Source organism: Lacticaseibacillus salsurivasis (assembly GCF_036246225.1).
Lineage (GTDB): Bacteria > Bacillota > Bacilli > Lactobacillales > Lactobacillaceae > Lacticaseibacillus > Lacticaseibacillus salsurivasis.
Genome location: NZ_BTTP01000006.1, coordinates 52858 through 69347 on the forward strand (window position 1 = coordinate 52858; position 16490 = coordinate 69347).

Sequence of the window (16490 nt, forward strand, 5' to 3'; positions counted from 1 at the left end):
GACCCTGACGCGGCGTCAGGCTTTATCATGGTTTTTGGAGGTGACATCATGTACAGCACCAAACAACTCGCAATCCTCAGTGGCGTATCGGCCCGCACCTTGCGTTATTACGATCAAATCGGCCTGCTCAAGCCGCCACTGGCCGCGAACGGCTACCGCCAATACGGCCCGGCTGAAGTGGATCGTCTACAGCTGATTTTGACCTATCGCGCCTTGGGCTTTGCCTTAGCCGACATTCAGGCGCTACTTGACCAGCCGCCAGCTCAGCGGGTGCAGGCGCTGGCCCAGCAACGCGAGAAATTGCTCGCTAACCGCCGCCTGGTCGATCAACAACTGGCGCAACTGGATGTCACCCTCACTAACCAGAAAGGAGCATCAAACATGCCTGATAACGAAAAATTCGCCGCGTTCAAGCAGGCCCAAATCAAAGCCAATGATGAAGCCTATGGCGCCGAAGTCACTGCCAAGTATGGCAAAGCCGCCAAGGCAGAAGCAGACCTGCGTTTTGCCGGCTTAACTGAAGCCCAATACACCGCCATGACTGCAGCCGAAGCCCAATTAAAAACGGCCCTGTTGGCGTATCTCGCCGCCCCTGCATTGCCAGGCGCTGACGCCGCGACCGCGTATCACGCCCATCGCGCGTGGCTGCTGACGACCACCCCGCAGCTGACGCCAGCCATGCACCGCGGTTTAGCCGCGATGTATGTCGCCGATCCACGCTTCACTGCCTATTACACGAAGCTGACTGGCAGCGAAGAAGCCGCGACAGCCCTCAAGGAAGTTGTCGATTATTACGCTGCAGAAGCATAGTGCGTTTTTAGACGTGAATCATCCCGTGATACCGGCATTTATGCAAAAATCGTCGCAAACTACCAATTCACCAAAATGCGTTTTTTAGTCGGATATAAGCTGTTGTATCGGCGTTTAGCCGATAAATATCCTAGTCGTCGTTAAAGTGCGAAACAGTGGCGACCTGCGGCCAGAGTAAACGCGTTTTTCCCTTGCTTTAACGCCGTGGTTAAGCTATTTAACAAAAAAGCCCCAGCCACTGGCAGTATTGCCAGTGGCTGGGGTAATTTGATTCACGCTTTAATCTTCATCGTCATCGTCGTCTTCTTCGACGAGGCCTTCCCATGCGGTTTTACCCAGGAAGGACTGAAGCTTGCGAATGACTTGGTTATTGTAGCCGCGCATGTTGGTCAGGAAGTTGGCCATGGCGGGGCGGTTTTCGCGTTCAGCGAGCTTGATCGCGCGATCGATGAACATGTTCGCGGTGGTGTAGTCATGGGCCGTAGCATCGACCATGTCGCTGGCAGGGTGATACTTCAAGGCGCCCTCTTCAGGAATCTTGGTGTACTGCGTGAACTCTGCCACCGTTGAAGGCGCGATTTGGTTTTCATCCAGCAACAGTTCGCCAAGCTCATCGATTTGTTTGCGGTTTTCCGCAATCAAATCCTGGTAGTAAGCTGCGACCGCAAAGGCGCTGTCGCCTTTCACGTACCAGGCAATCTGGTGCAGCTTCACATCCAAGTACCACAGGTTAGCGAGAATGTGGCCGGTCATCGCGCCGGCAGTGGGCTTGTGGTGGTCGATGTCGGCTTGCTTCAATTCGGCTTGGTACTGGTCTTCAATCGTCATGTTCATTTCCCCCTAGAGATCCTTCACGCGCACTTTTTTGACTTCGTAGCCTAACTTGGTCACCACATTGGCGAGGTTGTCGGCACTGTTTTGCGTATCATCGAAATCCGCCTTCACTTTACCGGCGTTGAACAAAACCTTGACGTTCTCCACGCCAGGTTCTTGTTTCACAGCCCCTTCGATCTTGGTCAAGCAAGATGGGCAGGTCAATTCATCGAGCTGTAAACTGATTTTTTTATTCATAGTGATAACTTCCTTTCGCTTGATTACAGTTATAGTTTAGCGGGTTCGGCGGCAGGCTTACTTGACCGCGGTCAAGTTCGGCACTTTTTTCGCTTCTTTTTCGCGGCCGCCGAAGTTGATCAGCCGCATCGCGTTGAAAATGACCACCAGGATGCTGGCTTCATGTACGAACATGCCACTAGCCATGTAAATGAACCCGGCAATCAGGCCTAGTAGGAGGAACGCCACCACGCCGATCGCAATGACGACATTTTCCCGGGTGTTCATGACGGTTTTCTTCGCCAGCTTGTAGGCGTGAACCAAAGCGGCAAAACTCGATTGCATGAGCACGATATCTGAGGTTTCAATCGCGACGTCGGTCCCTGACCCCATCGCGATCCCGATATCCGCCGTCGCCAGCGACGGGCTGTCGTTGATGCCATCACCGACAAAGGCCACTGTGCGCCCTTCATCCTTGAAGGCCTTCACGTAGGTCACCTTTTCGTCTGGCAGCAGTTCAGCGTGGACTTCATCAATGCCGAGCTGTTCAGCCACGTAATTCGCGGTTTGGGCATTATCCCCGGTCAGCATCACCAGATGCTTGGCGCCGGCCTGGCGCAAGGCCGCGAGCTGATCCGCCAGTTCCGGCCGAATGGTATCGGCAATCGCATAAATCGCGGCCACCTGGCCTGCCACTGCCACAATCACCACAGAGCTACCAGTGGCTTGCAGCGCGGCCAAATCGGCTTGTTGCTGCTCATTTAAGGTCACGTGATGCGCCGCCAGCAGCTTTTGATTACCGGCGCAGATTTCTTGCCCAGCCACCGTGGCGGTGATGCCTTGGCCTTTGAGCGTTTGACTCGCGGTAATGGTCAGCTGCTTGTAGTCCAGGCCTTGCGCATCAGCGGCGTTCAAAATCGCTTTGCCCAGCGGATGATCCGACAAAGCTTCCACCGCAGCGGTTTGCGTCAGGATCTGTGCGGCGTCAGCGCCGTAGACTTTAGCGTCAGCCAGCGCGGTTTTGCCTTCCGTCAGCGTCCCAGTTTTATCGAAAACGAAGGTATCAACTTTGGCGAAGGTATCCATGGCCTCGCCGCCTTTGACCAGAATGCCGCGCTTAGCGCCATTGCCAATCCCAGCCACGTTGGATACCGGCGCGCCAATGACCAACGCCCCAGGGCACCCCAGCACTAGCACAGTAATCGCCAGCTTAAAATCGCGGCTGACTAGGAACACCGCCAAGGCAATGATCAAAACGGCTGGCGTGTAATACTGGGCAAAGCGGTCGATGAATTTCTCGGCGTGAGACTTGGTATCTTGCGCATCCTCGACCAGTTCGATGATTTTACCAAAGGTGGTGTCTTCCCCGACCTTGGTGGCCTTGATTTTAACGTAACCATCACTTAGCAGCGTGCCAGAGAAGACGCTGTCGCCGGTGTTCTTGGTGACGGCGCGAGATTCGCCGGTCACTGCCGCTTCATCGGTGTAACCTTGACCTTCGATGACCGTCCCATCGACGGGAATGGCGCCACCGGTTTTCACCAGCACCACGTTGCCTTCTTCAACCTCGTCAACGTCGACAGTTTCAATGCTACCGTCATCATTGACCAGCTCGGCAGTGGTTGGCGCCATCGCCGTGAGTGACTTGATGGAAGCACGGGTTTTCGCCAGCGTCTTTTGTTCCAGGAAGTTCCCGAACAAGAACAGGAAGGTGACCACGGCGCTTTCGTTGTACTCGCCAATCACGAACGCCCCGATCACGGCGATGGTGACGAGCAGTTCGATGCTGATGACCTTTACCCGCAGCGCGGAAAGGGCGTGTAAGGCGATGGGCACGACGGCGATGATTGAAGCCACCGCGAGCAAAATCGCGTAGGCGACAGGCAGTTGGAGCAGATATTTACTGGCATACCCCGCCGCAATCAACACTGCGGTGATTGCCGTAATCTGGGTGGTATGCTTTTCGATCCATAATTGAAATTTCATTTTGTTCACCCCTTATTTGACAAGTACAGCTTAGCGCCTGGGAGGATAAAGCGAATTGACCGCCGTCAAGTTGGTTCAAAATATTATTTCGTATTTGTTGACAAAAACTAACAAAGTGAGTAAACTTCACCTCGTTAGTTAGCTACAACCGTTTGCTAACTAAATAATATAAGGAAGGTGTTTATAGATGACCCAAGACAATCAAGAGTTACTGCGTTTGTTTGGTCGGCTCTTCCGGCAGCGTGGCTTCGTGCAAAGCGCCGTCTGGAATTTACGCACCGCTAATCAAGATAACGAAGAACGCGGGCAGCTGCGCCTGCTCCGGCTCATCGCCGAACGTCAACAATTGACCAATTCTGAAATCGTTGAGGCGCTGGACATTCGCCCCAGCTCCGCCAGCGCTTTGGTCGCCAAACTCGAAGCCAGCGGCCTCGTCAAACGTGAGCCATCCGCTGTTGACGGCCGCGTCATGCTGATCAGTTTGACGGATGATGGTCAAGCCTTTATCGCCTCAGCACGAGGAGAAAAAGACAAATTAGCCGATACGCTGTTCGCCGGCTTATCGGCTGATGAACAGGCCCAGTTAACCATGCTGCTACGCAAACTCGTTACCAGTCTGGAAGCCAATGATGCTGATGGCGCCGCAGATGACTATTTCAAACAGCTTGGCCCCTTTGGCCCTCATCGCGGTGGCCGCGGCCATCGCCCCCACCACGGTTGGGGCGACCCGCGGTTTAACCGGCCCTTCCCTGGGTCTGATGACGAAGACCGATAAGACCCTTTACGCTAAACTGTGATGACCGCTGCTCAACCAATCTCACCAACCAAAATAGGCTCACCCGACCGCTGTCAGGTGAGCCTTTTTGGTCCCTCGTAAGCCGCAGCGAGTCCGTGTTCATCAGTACTAGTTTCCAATCACCGGATCCCCAAAATCATCCAACGTCGTGGCGAACAACCGCAGCCGCTGGGCGTAACTGGGATGGTTGCTTTGCTCAGCAATCACTTGCTTGAGCTCACTCAGATTATCAGTGATGATGCCGTCGACATCCTCAAACAACATCTGCGCCATGGTATCAGGATCATTGACCGTCCAGGCCCAAACCCTTTGATGCTGAGCATGCACCGTTTCGACCAGCTCTGAATCCAGCGTGGTTTCCTCAACGGTGTAGCCAGACAGCTGAGTCTGCGGCGCCACCAGACTAAATGGCATGATGAAGCCCGCATAAAGCTTAGGTACGCGCTGGTGAAGCTGAGTCATCAGTTTGTAGCTCAACGAATGCACCCGGTCATGATCAGCCACCAATCGTTTAGCATAGCGACTGATAAAATGATCCAGCATCTGCGGACTGTCACCTGGCGCCGGTTTCAACTCAACGATCAGCTTCTGGTTCAGCGTCTCGGCCGCGGCCAAGTAGTCGTCAAAGCTGGCTAGCTTGGCCGCGTGCCCGTTTTCGCGCACGGTGATTTGCTGCAGCTGGGCGAGCGTCAGCTGATGCGGTGTGCGGTTGACCCCAGCCAGCGTCTTCAAGTTCTCGTCATGCAGTACAATGAACTGTCCATCTTTAGTTTCATGCAGATCCATTTCAACAAAATCAGGCTTCTCCGCCGCGGTTTTGCGTAGCGCCGGAATGGTGTTTTGCACGCCATTACCAGCATCAACACCGCGGTGAGAAATCGTGACGGGATGTTCCGCGAGCGCTCCGGTCATGTAAAAAGCGCCGAACGCCGCCATGATCACCACCACAGCGCCGCCGGACACCAGCACGATGATCCGCCGCAACCAGTGGTGCTGATTCGGAATCGGTCGAATGGCGGGCCTCAGCTCATCAGGAGCCACGAGAAACAGCAGATACAAGACACTGCTAGCTCCGCCTAACAGCGTCTGCCCCGCCAGCAGTAGCGTTAGCAGCACAACTGCCGCCGGAAAAGCGATGGCAGTCCGATCCAGCACCGTTTGCAAGCCAATCAAGGCGTTGGACCACACCCAACCCACTAAGGTTGCCCCGACCAGCAGGAGCAACAGCCGCCAAGAGTAGCGCCAAAACTTGCCGCGGGTCTGGTGCCAAGATTGCCTGGCGGCGCTGAGGAGCGGCTGGTCCCGCAAAATCGTGTTCGGCAGCACTCGCACCCACCGCAGGCCTAGGTAGGCCGCCGCGCCGTAAAACACCGCCACCAGCACCGCAAAGACCGGTTTGGTGCTTAGCCAATCAAGCACAAAAGCAGGGATTTTCACCTTATTCAGCAAAGCTGACTGCACCACGACACCGGCAAATGGGACGATCAGTAACAGATACACCACGAAAAAGCCAAAACTCGACGGCCGCAAGTGGCGCAGATCTGCCAGCCCTTCGCGGACAATGCCCCGCACCCCTAAGCCTTCACGCTGCTGAATGCTGGCAATCCCGCCCAGCAGTATCGCAAACTGCAGATACACCAAGACTAACAGCAGCACCAGCAACGCCAAAAGCAGCACCGTCGCCCCTGGCTGATGCAACAGAACAAACGTGAAGTTATCCACGCCCAGGTAAGGAATCCCCGCTTGGCGCAGAATCCCAGCGGTCGCCCACCGCATCAACGGCACGGCCACCCCAGCGGTAGCGGCGGCCACCAGTTCAACCAGCAAAAGGTAACTGCCCCAGCGGGAGAAAAATTCTCGTATCAGCGAATTTATATAACGTAATGATTTCATTGAATATCCTCCATCGCTTTAAGTATAACGCGCGGTGGTTTTTCGTGCCTCCTGTTGCAGGCGGACCAAGCCCGGTAGGATAACAAAATGGTGGTAATAAGCCGCCAAGGCGCGCATACTAGGCGCCAAATCAAAGGGGGTCGACACCATGCAAACCAAACTATTTCCTTATATTGCCTATCCCAGCGCCAAAGAAGCCATCGCTTATTATGAGGAGGCATTCGGCGCGACCAACACCTACCGCTTAAGCCCGACGCCAGACCAAGCCAATCAGTTTGGCATCCCAGCTGGCGCTGACATCGATGCGCTGACCATGCACGGCGGCTTCACCATCCTGGGGGCCCAGATTCAATGTGCCGACGCCTTTAATGGCGCTAGCGCCCCGGCCCAGCAGCAAATCGTCCTGGAGCTGGATATTAACTCAGAGGACCCTGCCAGTGCGGCCGCCGCCGATGCGCTGTGGGCCCGGCTTGAGGCGAACCAAGCCGTGACGGTGACCATGCCCTATGATGAGCAATTCTGGGGCGGCAAAATGGGTCAATTCACCGACCGCTATGGCGTGACCTGGATGTTGCATGCCCAGCCTTGGTCACAAAAGGTGGAAAATCAGCTCCGCTAGCCGGGTATTTCCCGGGCAATATCACCCCACACAAAAATCGCCCAAGCCAACGTTGGCTTGGGCGATTTTGCGTTCATGCGGCTATTTAGTAGGTCCCTTTGATGACAAAGTAGCCGCCGCGAATGGTGCCTGCGAGCTTCGACTTTTGCCGTGCAAACTTGAACTTGTCAGCCAGCTCTACCGGCACAGCCATGCCGTCTGAGAGTTTGAACCCCACGGCGCGCTTGCCGCCATCAGCTAGCGTGTAGAGTACGTTGATGGCCAGGCCGTCTTCGTAAAAGACATACGTCCAGCGCACCCCTTCGACTTCCAACTGCGCCACTTCAAGCGGCTTGGCGGCAATCACAACGTCTTTTTCTTTCAAAATTGTCGCCACGTAGGCCACGAGCTCTGGCCGCTCTGCCGCTGGTTCAGTTTTGAAAGGCACCTTGTATTTGTTCCAGAAGTAGCGCGCCTCATTTGCGCGCAAGCCGGCTAGGGCCGATGCCACCGGCGAGCTGGTCAAGCCTACGTCGCTGACGGTTTTAAAATCTACAGTATATGCCATCGGGTTATCCTCGGTTTCGTTAAGTTGGGGCTACATCTTCATGCCCATTTTCATATATGAATCCATCCCTGCCATCCACATCGTCTTGGGATCGACGCCGCGTTCTTCGGCAAAGGCCTTGGTCAAGGTCTCCATATCCATCAACTTGTACTTGGGCATTGGCCGATTCGGGTCATAAGACTGAATCTGGGCCATCATGCCGCCGTCTTCGTGTTCGATGATGTGGCAATGATACATGTAGACGCCAGGCAGGTCAAACCGCACCAGAATGCGGACGGTTTCGCCGGGGTTAACGCCGACCGTATCTTTGTAACCATGCTCATTCGGGTAAGGCGCACCGCCATTGCGGGAAATCACCAGGAACTGGGTGCCATGCACATGGAACGGGTGCACCATGCCGCCATGCATCGTGTTGGTATTGGAAATATCCCAGTACTGTGCCAACCCAATCGGCTGGGTCGCATCAATGCGCTGCATGTTGAACTTCTTACCATCCAGCGCCACGGCTTCATCCATGCCGCTCATCACAACTTTGCGCACCGGCGTGGTTGGTAAGACCTTCGGGGCATGAATCTCAAGCAAGTGGTCAGGTAAAACGCGGTCGTCAGCGGCAAATTCATGAATCTTAAAGGTCACAATCGGCACATCATCCGAATACAGGGTCACCGTATCGCCTGGTTTGTGGCCTTTAAAGTCAACAATGATTTCCGCGCGCTCCGCACAGGTCAGCATTAAATGAGTCAGCTGCACCGGTTCTGGCAGCAAGCTGGAGTCGCTCGCGATTTGCGTGAATTCAAGGTCATCGGAAAAATGCAACCGCCACTCGCGCCGGTTCGCACCATCGAGAATGCGGAAGCGGATTTTTTGCCGCGTAACATCGAAGTATGGGTTAATGGTCCCGTTGATCATCGCAGTGGGGCCTTGCACGCCATCTGGATCATAATCCGCGTGATAATCCCATTGATTATCTTCGTGGAAGCGGCGATCTTGCAGCACCAGCGGAATGTCATCCACGCCATAGTCATGCGGAATCGGCAGGTTTAGCTCATGGTCATCATGCACAATCACTATCGCGGCCAAGCCGTGCCAGACCTGCTCCGCCGTAGAAGGACAAGGATGCGCGTGCAGCCAAGTCGTCGCCGCCGGCTGATCCAAGGTGAAATCGATTTGTTTACTTTCACCTGGATAAACTGGCGCATGGCAGCCCCCATCCACGTAAGGACCAGACACCGCAAGCCCATGCCAGTGGAAAGTGGTCAGCTCATCGAGTTCGTTTTTCAAAGTGATGTGGATATGCTTGCCCACTTTGAACGCAAAGGTCGTGCCCAACAGCGGGGCGTTATAGCCCCAAGTCTTGGTCTTTTCCCCTGGCAGGAGCTGGGTTTCGCCTTTCTGCGCCGTCAACGTGTAGTAAGCATCTGTGTCAGTTTCGGAATCCGGCTGCACCAACGCCGGAATGGCGAGTGGCTGCGCCGGCGCGTCAGCGACCTCAAGCGGAATATAGCCGCCATCATGCGTGTTGTATGCTGGTTCGTCGAAAAAGTAGTCCTTGTAGACCGTTGCCATTCAAATCTCCCCTTTCATACGCCTTGATTTTAACACCTACACCGGCAGTCTTGAAAGGTGTAAGATAGAATCGTTCTAAACAAGAAGGAGACGATATTGTGTCAAAACTCAAAGCTTGGATCATGGTCATCCTCAATCTGCTGTTAATTTACCTCGTTGCCACCAATAGTATGTGGGCCATGTGGTTAATGGCAATCATTATGCTTTTAGACGCACTGATGGGATTGTGGATGGCGTATCAGAAAAAATAATTCATTAGCCAGGCTAAGACCAGCCTCGCTCCGCTGCCTTTCTAGTTGCGCTACACGACGCCAACACCGGCGTGAACAGCTAAGTGCGGCGACGCTCCGCTGCCTGTTTATGGCATAATAACAGCGAGGTGATTTTATGCAGTCGATGCTAGATTTCGCGCAAACGCATGCTGAAGTTTCGTTCAACGAGCTCCCCCTGACGCCAGTGGATGGCGTGATTTTGGCGCAGTTGGCGTATTTTGCCTTCGATCAGTTGCCGACTGCTAGTGGCATGCTCGGCGGGTTAACCAAGCCCAAGCAGGTCACGCTTTTGACGCAGGACACCTGGCGGCCCGAAGCCAATGCGCAGCTGCTCCACACGCTGGCCAAAGCGCCGCGGTATCAGCATATTATTTGGCATGACCAGGTGCAACAACTGGATCTCGATGCCCAAAAGCAATTCTCCGCCATCACTTTCAGCTTGCCCAACCAGCAGCAGTATCTCGCTTTTCGCGGCACGCGGGCGGCGTTTGTCGACTGGAAGGAAGATTTCAACATGGCCTACATGCAGACCATCCCTTCCCAAAAAGCGGCCTTGGCCTATCTCAAAACCATTGCGGCGGCTTACCCCGGCCCGCTCATCCTGGGCGGGCATTCCAAAGGCGGGACGCTTGCGACCTATGCTTTCGTCAAAGCGCCTAAGCACCTGCAAGCGCGCATTACTGCGACTTACAACGCCGATGGCCCGGGCTTGGGTGAAGCCTTGCCAGCGGCGCTCATGAGCCGCCTGCATAAGCTCGTACCGCAAACCAGCTTGATTGGGACCTTGTTTGACCCCACCGCTAGTTTTTCAGTGGTCAAAAGCGTCGCCCACGGCTTTGGGCAGCATGACCCGTTCAGCTGGGAAGTGGCCAATCAGGATTTCGTGTTTTTGCCCAAAACCGACCAGCTGTCACAACTCGCGCAAACCACGATTGCTACCTGGACTGCTAGCTTGGATGAGGCAACCAAAGAGGCGTGCCTCAATGCTGCCTACGCGCTCATCACGCAAACAGACGCCAGTTCCTTTGCCGAACTGAAAGCCGACTGGCCGCATAATGCCCAAGCCATTTTCAGTGGCCTGCGCCATGGTGACCCCATGGCCCGCCAGCAGTGGCTGTTCGCCATCGGCCAGCTGATTGTGGCCTTGCGCGGGGCGATTTTGCCTACCCTACCCAAGCCGCAACGGCCGCATTTCGACTGGCCTTGGGCTAACGCGAAGCACGAAAAAACCGATCAGTAAGCGCTGATCGGTTTTTTCGTCGGTAGCTAGCCGCATGTCAGCTGTTTCACGTGGAACAGAGACTATTCGAGCCACGTCGGGTTCGCCAATAATGCCTGCAAGGCATTGAGATAAGCGCTGGCATGGTACCCATCAGCCACCGCATGATTAACGGTCAAGGACACCGGCATGAGCCATCGGCCTTCAACTTGCGTATACCGGCCGGCCTGAAGCACCGGGAATAGACTTGGCAAACCATCCACGGGCTGTGGCGTGTAACTGTCAAACGCCAGCCACGGCAGCATGCCACATTCGAAACTATTGGCTGGCGCATCAGGTTTACCCACTGGCCCGTGGGCGTGGCGGGCCTGCTGCATATCAGCTTGCACTTGCGCATAAAAAACGGCTAGCTCCGGGTCAAAGGTCGTCCAACAACTGGAGATGCTGTGATCATCGTGAATCACCGAATAGCTCGGTGTCAGCCGATCATAATAACCCAGCTGGCCATCGTTTTCTGCCATGCGAAGTTCCTGTGGCAAGGCTTGGGTGGCAGCGTAGAGGTACAGCGGAAAGAAGTGACGGTCGCCTTTTTTGCGGTAAGTATTGGTGATATCAAGCTTGAGCGAAATGGTAAAGCTCATCGGTTTCATTTTCGTGAAATAGTAATAATACGGCAGCCGCGGCCAGGTCGCGCGGTCAATTTCGGTAAACTGCATAATAACTCCTTTAGTATTCTGGGTGGATGCGCTCGGTCCATTCAGCCAGCAGGTCTTTGAGCGTCGCACGCATGTTCACCACTTTGGCGGCATCCTTTTTGAATAGCACGCTGTATTCAAATGCCTCAGCTCCGTCTGCATCCCAAGCACGCTGCAGCGGCTGATCGTGATAAGCGCCGCGATTCAAGTTGAGCTGGTAGTACACCCAGCGGTTTTTGATGTTCGGTACCGCCGCAATGAAGCGCTCATGGGTGCGGGTGTTTTCAATTTGAATCACACCGTATTCGGTGACCTGCTGCTTGTAGGCCAAGCGCGCCGCCTTTTTCGTTTCTGAGTTCAAAATATCCTCCAATAATCGCGGCCGTCTGGCGTCCGCGCCAAGAAGCCGTAATCGATCAAGTAACGCGTTAACGTGGCATCATCAGGCGACCAGCGCCGCAATTTCGCCTGCACGGCCTGGCGTGAATAATGGACATCCGGCTCAAAGCCCTGCACGATGCGCGCAATCAAGCAGACCCGACGCTTTTCCTGCCGCGGCCAATGTGCCAAAGTTGGCGCCGCGGTATAGTCGACGTCGCGCTTTAATTCTTTTTCATAGTCGGCATTAGTGATGCCCAGAGACTGGGCCGCAAGCGGTAGCGCTAATCGTTTAGCGCCCTCCCCGAACACGGCATGATACTGCGCCAGGTACAACTCAGCCTGGGCCGCTTTTTGGCGAAACGTATAGCGCTGATGGCGCACTGTGCTGGGGGTAACCGCAGTGGCGGCAGCGATTTGAGCATCACTGTCACCGCGGGCAAAGGCTTCCAGCAACGCTTGCTGCGTCGCGGTCAGCGTGTTGTGTTTGCTGGAATCAAATAGCAAGTCGTGTAAGTCGGTCATCTGCTGCCCTCCGAGCCAAAATATTACCTTTGTTGACGAATACTGTCAACAAAAATTTGTAAATTAACCCTGCGCGCTTTTTTCCGCGCGTACAATCAGCATCATCGGAGCCCGGGTCCAATCTGCGTTGGCCTCAATGTCGGCAGCACTGCCTCGCGGCTCTGCCAAAGCATTCAGCTGCAGGCCACTGGCCAGCACACTGTTAACAATCGTGCTTAAGGTGTGATGATACTTGGTGACCGTTTGCCCCAGAAATTGCGTGGCCCGCGCGCCTTCATCGAAGTAGTGATCCAGCGGCCACACCCGCTGCCCAGCCGCGGTGGTCACCCACTGCTCGCTGCCTTCTGCGGTGAACAATGGGTGTTCAATCGTAAACAGCAGCACCCCGCCTGGTGCCAGCATCGTCGCGACGTGCTGCATCACGGCGGAGAGGTCGGCCACGTAATGCAGGGCCAGCGAACTGAGCACCACGTCAAAACTGCCTGGCGCGGCGGTATAGGTGGCCAGGTCCCCTTGCTGATAAGTGATGGCAGGGTGGTTGTGGTGCGCCTCGGCCTCGGCCAACATGCGCGTTGAGCTATCAATTCCCAGCACCGCCTTGGCCCCATGCTCGGCAGCATACTGGCAATGCCAACCATACCCGCAGCCCAGATCCAGCACTCGTTTGCCTTTGAGATCCGGTAGCAGGGCCTGAAAATCGGGCCACTCGCCGGCGGCATCAAGGCCATGCTGACTCCGTGGCATCTTGGCGTAGGCGGCAAAAAACTTGGCCTCATCGTATGTATTCGTCATCGCTAATCCCCCTATGTGGTTACGCTTCATTTTAGCGCATTGCTCATCAGTCGGCGATAGGTTGCAAGTAGCGGCGACACTGAAATACGCTTTTTAATCATCGCAAGCGCTATCGCAAAGCGTCCACCGCATGCAAGCATTGTACTTTTCTATTATTCAAAAATAACAAACTGAATATAAAATAACTGATGTTGCTTTTTATCCGCGCACCAGCCTACAATGGTTGCTAGGGGGAACTTTCGCGGATTGGAGGACACTATGGACAAGTCAATTAAAATACGTTTCAAAATGTACAAGGCCGGACGGCGCTGGCTAGTTGCAGCAGCGGCTGTTGCGGCTTTTAGTGTCGGTACCGCTCTGGCCACTGGTCAAGGCGTCAACGCCGCCACCACGGATAGCACCAGTGGCACCACCACGGCGGCCACTGCGCCGGCAGCTACGACCGATGCGACGACATCGACCGCAGCGCAGGCGACCACCGCAGCTACCCCTGAAGCGACTGCAGCTCCTACCGCGACGACTCAGACCCCTGAATCCACCCCAACCACCGATAACACAACGGCATCCACGCCGACGACCGCGACTGCCCCAACCACAGCGACAACGACCGCTGCCCCTACCAAGACAACAACAGCCGCTGCGCCTACCGCCACTGCCATCGCAGTGACCCCTCAGGCCACGGCGAAGGCGGCAGCAGCAACCACGCCGGAACCGGCGATTCAGCAAACCAATGACGCCGGTGACGTCCAGCCAGCGGTTGATCCAAGCAATGGCGCCATCACCTCTGATACTGGTGTGACCCTCAACGCTTGGCTCTCAGCCGAAAACGCTGACGGCACCACCTCGACCACCGGATACAACGATAGCCAAGGGCTCAACCAAATCGCCAGCACGGCGAAGAACGTGCAGGTGCATTATGAAATCAGCAATAACACTGGCGCTGACATCGCGAATGTGTCGGCTCAACTCTACCTGCCGCCAACTGGGCAAAATAACGTTAACGGCACCGCTAACGGGCCAACCTTCACCATTACTTCCACCATTTACGATATCGAAAATCAAATCCACCAGGCTGGCTATACCAGCAACTACAGTGAACAAGGAAACGTCATTTGGCCGGACCACTGGTATGATGCCAGTCACTTCGTTGCCAACTTCGATCTTCAGCAATTGAGTCGTATCTGGTACTCAATCGGGACCTTGGAAGCTGGGGCGAAGCTCGATGTTGTGATTGATCTGACCTTAAATGACACCCCCACTGCCAACACTGGGGTCTCAAATGTCAGCCAGTTTGCCATTCAAGATAGTACCACCCCTGGCTCAATTCCAACCGCACGTTACAGCCTGACCACGCCAACCCCTGCGCCTGTCACTATTGGCAGAGGCAGTGTTTCAACCAGCATCGGCGCGACTGGCAATCAAGCCACCAGTCAGTATACGACTGCAGATGCCACCGATAATGTCGCCGAGGCGCAGACCCAGGTCAACTATGCAGACGTTAACGACTTGAGTGCTAGCTTCACGATCGGCAATCCAACCAGCGCTGCCCTCAACATTCGCCCGGTTATTTTGCTGCCGATTTACAATGACAACAATAGCAAATGGGTCCTAGATGCCAGCAAGGTGACTGCAGCAACCTTTGAAGACGCCTTACCTGGCCTCACCGTCAAGTTTTCCAAAGATGGCGATGATGGCAACTATATGACTTACGCGGAGCTCATGGCCGCCTATCCAGACTTTACCTGGGACCAACTGCAGTCCATCTGGATTGATGGCCCTGTGGCCGCTAACACCAATTACACCGTCAACCTGCCGATGATTTACACTGGCACGAAAGCAGACCTCGCGACTGCCGGGATTGGTCAAATCGGGGTGTTGGACTACGACATGACGGACTGGTCTGACGAGGACATTTTCAGTACGGCTTCGCTCGTGACCTACTCCTATGGGACTGCCACGTCGACGCGCACCATCAACTTTGTGAACGCCGATGGCATGACTGCTAAGGATCCGGTTGTTCAGACCATTACCTACAAGACGGTCACCAACGATCAAACTGGCGAAACGATATACACCCCACAAGGTGCCTACTATCAATACGACGTGCCAGAACAGGCTGGCTACACCGCTGATCAGACCACGATTGCCCAACAAGCCGTGGACGCGACCAACGTGGCTCCAGAAAACACTGCAGTCACCGTCACCTACACCCCAAAGATGACTTACGGCACGGCCACCAGCACCCGGACGATTCACTTCGTCGACGCTGAAGGTAACGTGCTCCGTGATCCAGTGACCCAAACCATTACCTACAAGACGGTCACCAATGCCGTCACCGGCGAAACGGTTTACACCCCGCAAAATGCTTACTATCAATACGATGTACCCGCGATTGCTGGGTACAATGTTGATACTAACCAGATTGCGCAGGCAACCGTTAAGCCTGGCACCGCTGTCGCCGATGATAACGATGTCACCGTCACCTATACGCCAAAGATGACTTACGGCACCGCCACCAGCACCCGGACGATTCATTTTGTCGATGCTGAAGGTAACGTACTCCGTGATCCTGTGACCCAAACCATTGCCTACAAGACGGTCACTAATGCCGTCACCGGCGAAACGATTTACACCCCACAAAATGCTTACTATCAATACGATGTGCCAGCCATCGCTGGGTACAATGTTGATACCAACCAGATTGCGCAGGAAACCGTTAAGCCTGGCACCGCTGTCGCAGATGATACCGACGTCACCGTCACCTACACACCAAAGATGACCTACGGCACGGCTACCAGCACCCGGACGATTCATTTCGTCGACGCCGCTGGTAAAGAATTACGCGATCCGGTTGTGCAAACCATCACCTACAAGACCGTCACCAATGCAGTCACTGGCGAAACGGTTTACACGCCTCAAGGTACCTACTATGCCTACCAGGTACCAACCATTGCGGGTTACCACACTGACGCCACCGTCATTGCCCAATTGGCAGTGGGTGCTAGCGCCGAAGCGCCTGAAGATACCGACGTTGCCGTGACCTACACCAAAGACGCGGTTATTACCCCAGCTCAGCCAAGCACTAAGCCGAGTGTTGCAACCACGACGAAACCGGCTGTTGGCAGCAAGACAACGACCAAAGCTACTGCTCAGGCAGCCGCCAAGAAGTTGCCTAAGACGGGCGACGAAGCAAACGCATCAATCGCACTGTTAGGTAGTGCCCTCATCGCCTTGGTTGGTGTTGCTGGCTACCGCAAGCGCGCTTAACCCAAGATGAACGGCAAAAACGACAGTCTCCGGACTGCCGTTTTTTTGTGCCTAGTAGCTGCGCTGCCCACGCCA

Annotated in this window: 16 protein-coding genes; 6 read left to right on the forward strand and 10 right to left on the reverse strand. The window is 54.9% G+C overall.

What is annotated here, in order from left to right; genetic code table 11:
• The first annotated feature begins 48 nt into the window (after positions 1–48).
• Positions 49–810 (forward strand): MerR family transcriptional regulator, encoded by a 762-nt coding sequence (locus tag AAA927_RS06315; protein ID WP_338216735.1) that lies wholly within the window; start codon positions 49–51, stop codon positions 808–810.
• A gap of 279 nt (positions 811–1089) precedes the next feature.
• On the opposite strand, the gene AAA927_RS06320 is transcribed toward AAA927_RS06315, so the two are convergent.
• From AAA927_RS06320 to AAA927_RS06330, 3 genes are read right to left on the reverse strand one after another with little or no spacing between them, the layout of a single operon-like run.
• Complete coding sequence (locus AAA927_RS06320) at positions 1090–1644, reverse strand: Dps family protein (RefSeq protein ID WP_435891512.1); 555 nt, start codon at positions 1642–1644, stop codon at positions 1090–1092.
• A gap of 6 nt (positions 1645–1650) precedes the next feature.
• The gene (locus AAA927_RS06325) at positions 1651–1881 is read right to left on the reverse strand and encodes a heavy-metal-associated domain-containing protein (RefSeq protein ID WP_125580353.1); all 231 of its coding nucleotides are present in this window, start codon (positions 1879–1881) and stop codon (positions 1651–1653) included.
• A 57-nt stretch (positions 1882–1938) separates the two neighbouring features.
• On the reverse strand, positions 1939–3846 hold the full coding sequence (locus AAA927_RS06330; RefSeq protein ID WP_338216739.1) for a heavy metal translocating P-type ATPase: 1908 nt from the start codon (positions 3844–3846) through the stop codon (positions 1939–1941).
• A gap of 187 nt (positions 3847–4033) precedes the next feature.
• Between AAA927_RS06330 and AAA927_RS06335 the strand changes: the two genes are divergently transcribed.
• Positions 4034–4621, forward strand: a complete 588-nt coding sequence (locus AAA927_RS06335; RefSeq protein ID WP_338216742.1) for a MarR family winged helix-turn-helix transcriptional regulator — start codon at positions 4034–4036, stop codon at positions 4619–4621.
• Positions 4622–4750: 129 nt separating this feature from the next.
• On the opposite strand, the gene AAA927_RS06340 is transcribed toward AAA927_RS06335, so the two are convergent.
• Positions 4751–6535, reverse strand: a complete 1785-nt coding sequence (locus AAA927_RS06340; protein ID WP_338216744.1) for a glycerophosphoryl diester phosphodiesterase membrane domain-containing protein — start codon at positions 6533–6535, stop codon at positions 4751–4753.
• A gap of 148 nt (positions 6536–6683) precedes the next feature.
• Here AAA927_RS06340 and AAA927_RS06345 point away from each other — a divergent pair, with 148 nt between their 5' ends.
• On the forward strand, positions 6684–7154 hold the full coding sequence (locus tag AAA927_RS06345) for a VOC family protein (RefSeq protein ID WP_338216745.1): 471 nt from the start codon (positions 6684–6686) through the stop codon (positions 7152–7154).
• Between the two features lie 85 nt (positions 7155–7239).
• Here AAA927_RS06345 and AAA927_RS06350 read toward each other — a convergent pair whose 3' ends face one another.
• Positions 7240–7701, reverse strand: a complete 462-nt coding sequence (locus tag AAA927_RS06350; protein ID WP_338216747.1) for a DUF8821 family protein — start codon at positions 7699–7701, stop codon at positions 7240–7242.
• Positions 7702–7731: 30 nt separating this feature from the next.
• On the reverse strand, positions 7732–9267 hold the full coding sequence (locus AAA927_RS06355; RefSeq protein ID WP_338216749.1) for a multicopper oxidase family protein: 1536 nt from the start codon (positions 9265–9267) through the stop codon (positions 7732–7734).
• A gap of 98 nt (positions 9268–9365) precedes the next feature.
• On the opposite strand from AAA927_RS06355, the gene AAA927_RS06360 reads away from it, so the two are divergent.
• Both AAA927_RS06360 and AAA927_RS06365 read left to right on the forward strand, forming a co-directional pair.
• The gene (locus tag AAA927_RS06360; protein WP_204118256.1) at positions 9366–9518 is read left to right on the forward strand and encodes a hypothetical protein; all 153 of its coding nucleotides are present in this window, start codon (positions 9366–9368) and stop codon (positions 9516–9518) included.
• Positions 9519–9654: 136 nt separating this feature from the next.
• Positions 9655–10779, forward strand: coding sequence for an Mbeg1-like protein (locus AAA927_RS06365; protein ID WP_338216752.1), 1125 nt, complete (start codon positions 9655–9657; stop codon positions 10777–10779).
• A 62-nt stretch (positions 10780–10841) separates the two neighbouring features.
• On the opposite strand, the gene AAA927_RS06370 is transcribed toward AAA927_RS06365, so the two are convergent.
• From AAA927_RS06370 to AAA927_RS06385, 4 genes are all read right to left on the reverse strand, one after another.
• Positions 10842–11474, reverse strand: a complete 633-nt coding sequence (locus tag AAA927_RS06370; RefSeq protein ID WP_338216754.1) for a CatA-like O-acetyltransferase — start codon at positions 11472–11474, stop codon at positions 10842–10844.
• A 10-nt stretch (positions 11475–11484) separates the two neighbouring features.
• A complete protein-coding gene (locus AAA927_RS06375) occupies positions 11485–11814 on the reverse strand; it encodes a GIY-YIG nuclease family protein (RefSeq protein ID WP_338216756.1) in 330 nt (109 codons plus the stop codon).
• Entirely contained in the window at positions 11811–12356 is a 546-nt protein-coding gene (locus tag AAA927_RS06380) for a DUF2087 domain-containing protein (RefSeq protein WP_338216758.1), read from the reverse strand. The genes AAA927_RS06375 and AAA927_RS06380 overlap by 4 nt, the downstream gene beginning before the upstream one ends.
• Before the next feature lie 63 nt (positions 12357–12419).
• Positions 12420–13148, reverse strand: coding sequence for a class I SAM-dependent methyltransferase (locus AAA927_RS06385; protein WP_338216760.1), 729 nt, complete (start codon positions 13146–13148; stop codon positions 12420–12422).
• 258 nt (positions 13149–13406) lie between these two features.
• Here AAA927_RS06385 and AAA927_RS06390 point away from each other — a divergent pair, with 258 nt between their 5' ends.
• The gene (locus AAA927_RS06390) at positions 13407–16415 is read left to right on the forward strand and encodes a mucin-binding protein (protein WP_338216762.1); all 3009 of its coding nucleotides are present in this window, start codon (positions 13407–13409) and stop codon (positions 16413–16415) included.
• The last annotated feature ends 75 nt before the right edge of the window (positions 16416–16490 follow it).

What these genes read in the sequence shown, in the direction of transcription:
- AAA927_RS06315 (WP_338216735.1), top strand. Translation starts at nt 49, where the DNA reads ATGTACAGCACCAAACAACTCGCAATCCTCAGTGGCGTATCGGCCCGC.
- AAA927_RS06320 (WP_435891512.1), bottom strand. Translation starts at nt 1,644, where the DNA reads ATGAACATGACGATTGAAGACCAGTACCAAGCCGAATTGAAGCAAGCC.
- AAA927_RS06325 (WP_125580353.1), bottom strand. Translation starts at nt 1,881, where the DNA reads ATGAATAAAAAAATCAGTTTACAGCTCGATGAATTGACCTGCCCATCT.
- AAA927_RS06330 (WP_338216739.1), bottom strand. Translation starts at nt 3,846, where the DNA reads ATGAAATTTCAATTATGGATCGAAAAGCATACCACCCAGATTACGGCA.
- AAA927_RS06335 (WP_338216742.1), top strand. Translation starts at nt 4,034, where the DNA reads ATGACCCAAGACAATCAAGAGTTACTGCGTTTGTTTGGTCGGCTCTTC.
- AAA927_RS06340 (WP_338216744.1), bottom strand. Translation starts at nt 6,535, where the DNA reads ATGAAATCATTACGTTATATAAATTCGCTGATACGAGAATTTTTCTCC.
- AAA927_RS06345 (WP_338216745.1), top strand. Translation starts at nt 6,684, where the DNA reads ATGCAAACCAAACTATTTCCTTATATTGCCTATCCCAGCGCCAAAGAA.
- AAA927_RS06350 (WP_338216747.1), bottom strand. Translation starts at nt 7,701, where the DNA reads ATGGCATATACTGTAGATTTTAAAACCGTCAGCGACGTAGGCTTGACC.
- AAA927_RS06355 (WP_338216749.1), bottom strand. Translation starts at nt 9,267, where the DNA reads ATGGCAACGGTCTACAAGGACTACTTTTTCGACGAACCAGCATACAAC.
- AAA927_RS06365 (WP_338216752.1), top strand. Translation starts at nt 9,655, where the DNA reads ATGCAGTCGATGCTAGATTTCGCGCAAACGCATGCTGAAGTTTCGTTC.
- AAA927_RS06370 (WP_338216754.1), bottom strand. Translation starts at nt 11,474, where the DNA reads ATGCAGTTTACCGAAATTGACCGCGCGACCTGGCCGCGGCTGCCGTAT.
- AAA927_RS06380 (WP_338216758.1), bottom strand. Translation starts at nt 12,356, where the DNA reads ATGACCGACTTACACGACTTGCTATTTGATTCCAGCAAACACAACACG.
- AAA927_RS06385 (WP_338216760.1), bottom strand. Translation starts at nt 13,148, where the DNA reads ATGACGAATACATACGATGAGGCCAAGTTTTTTGCCGCCTACGCCAAG.
- AAA927_RS06390 (WP_338216762.1), top strand. Translation starts at nt 13,407, where the DNA reads ATGGACAAGTCAATTAAAATACGTTTCAAAATGTACAAGGCCGGACGG.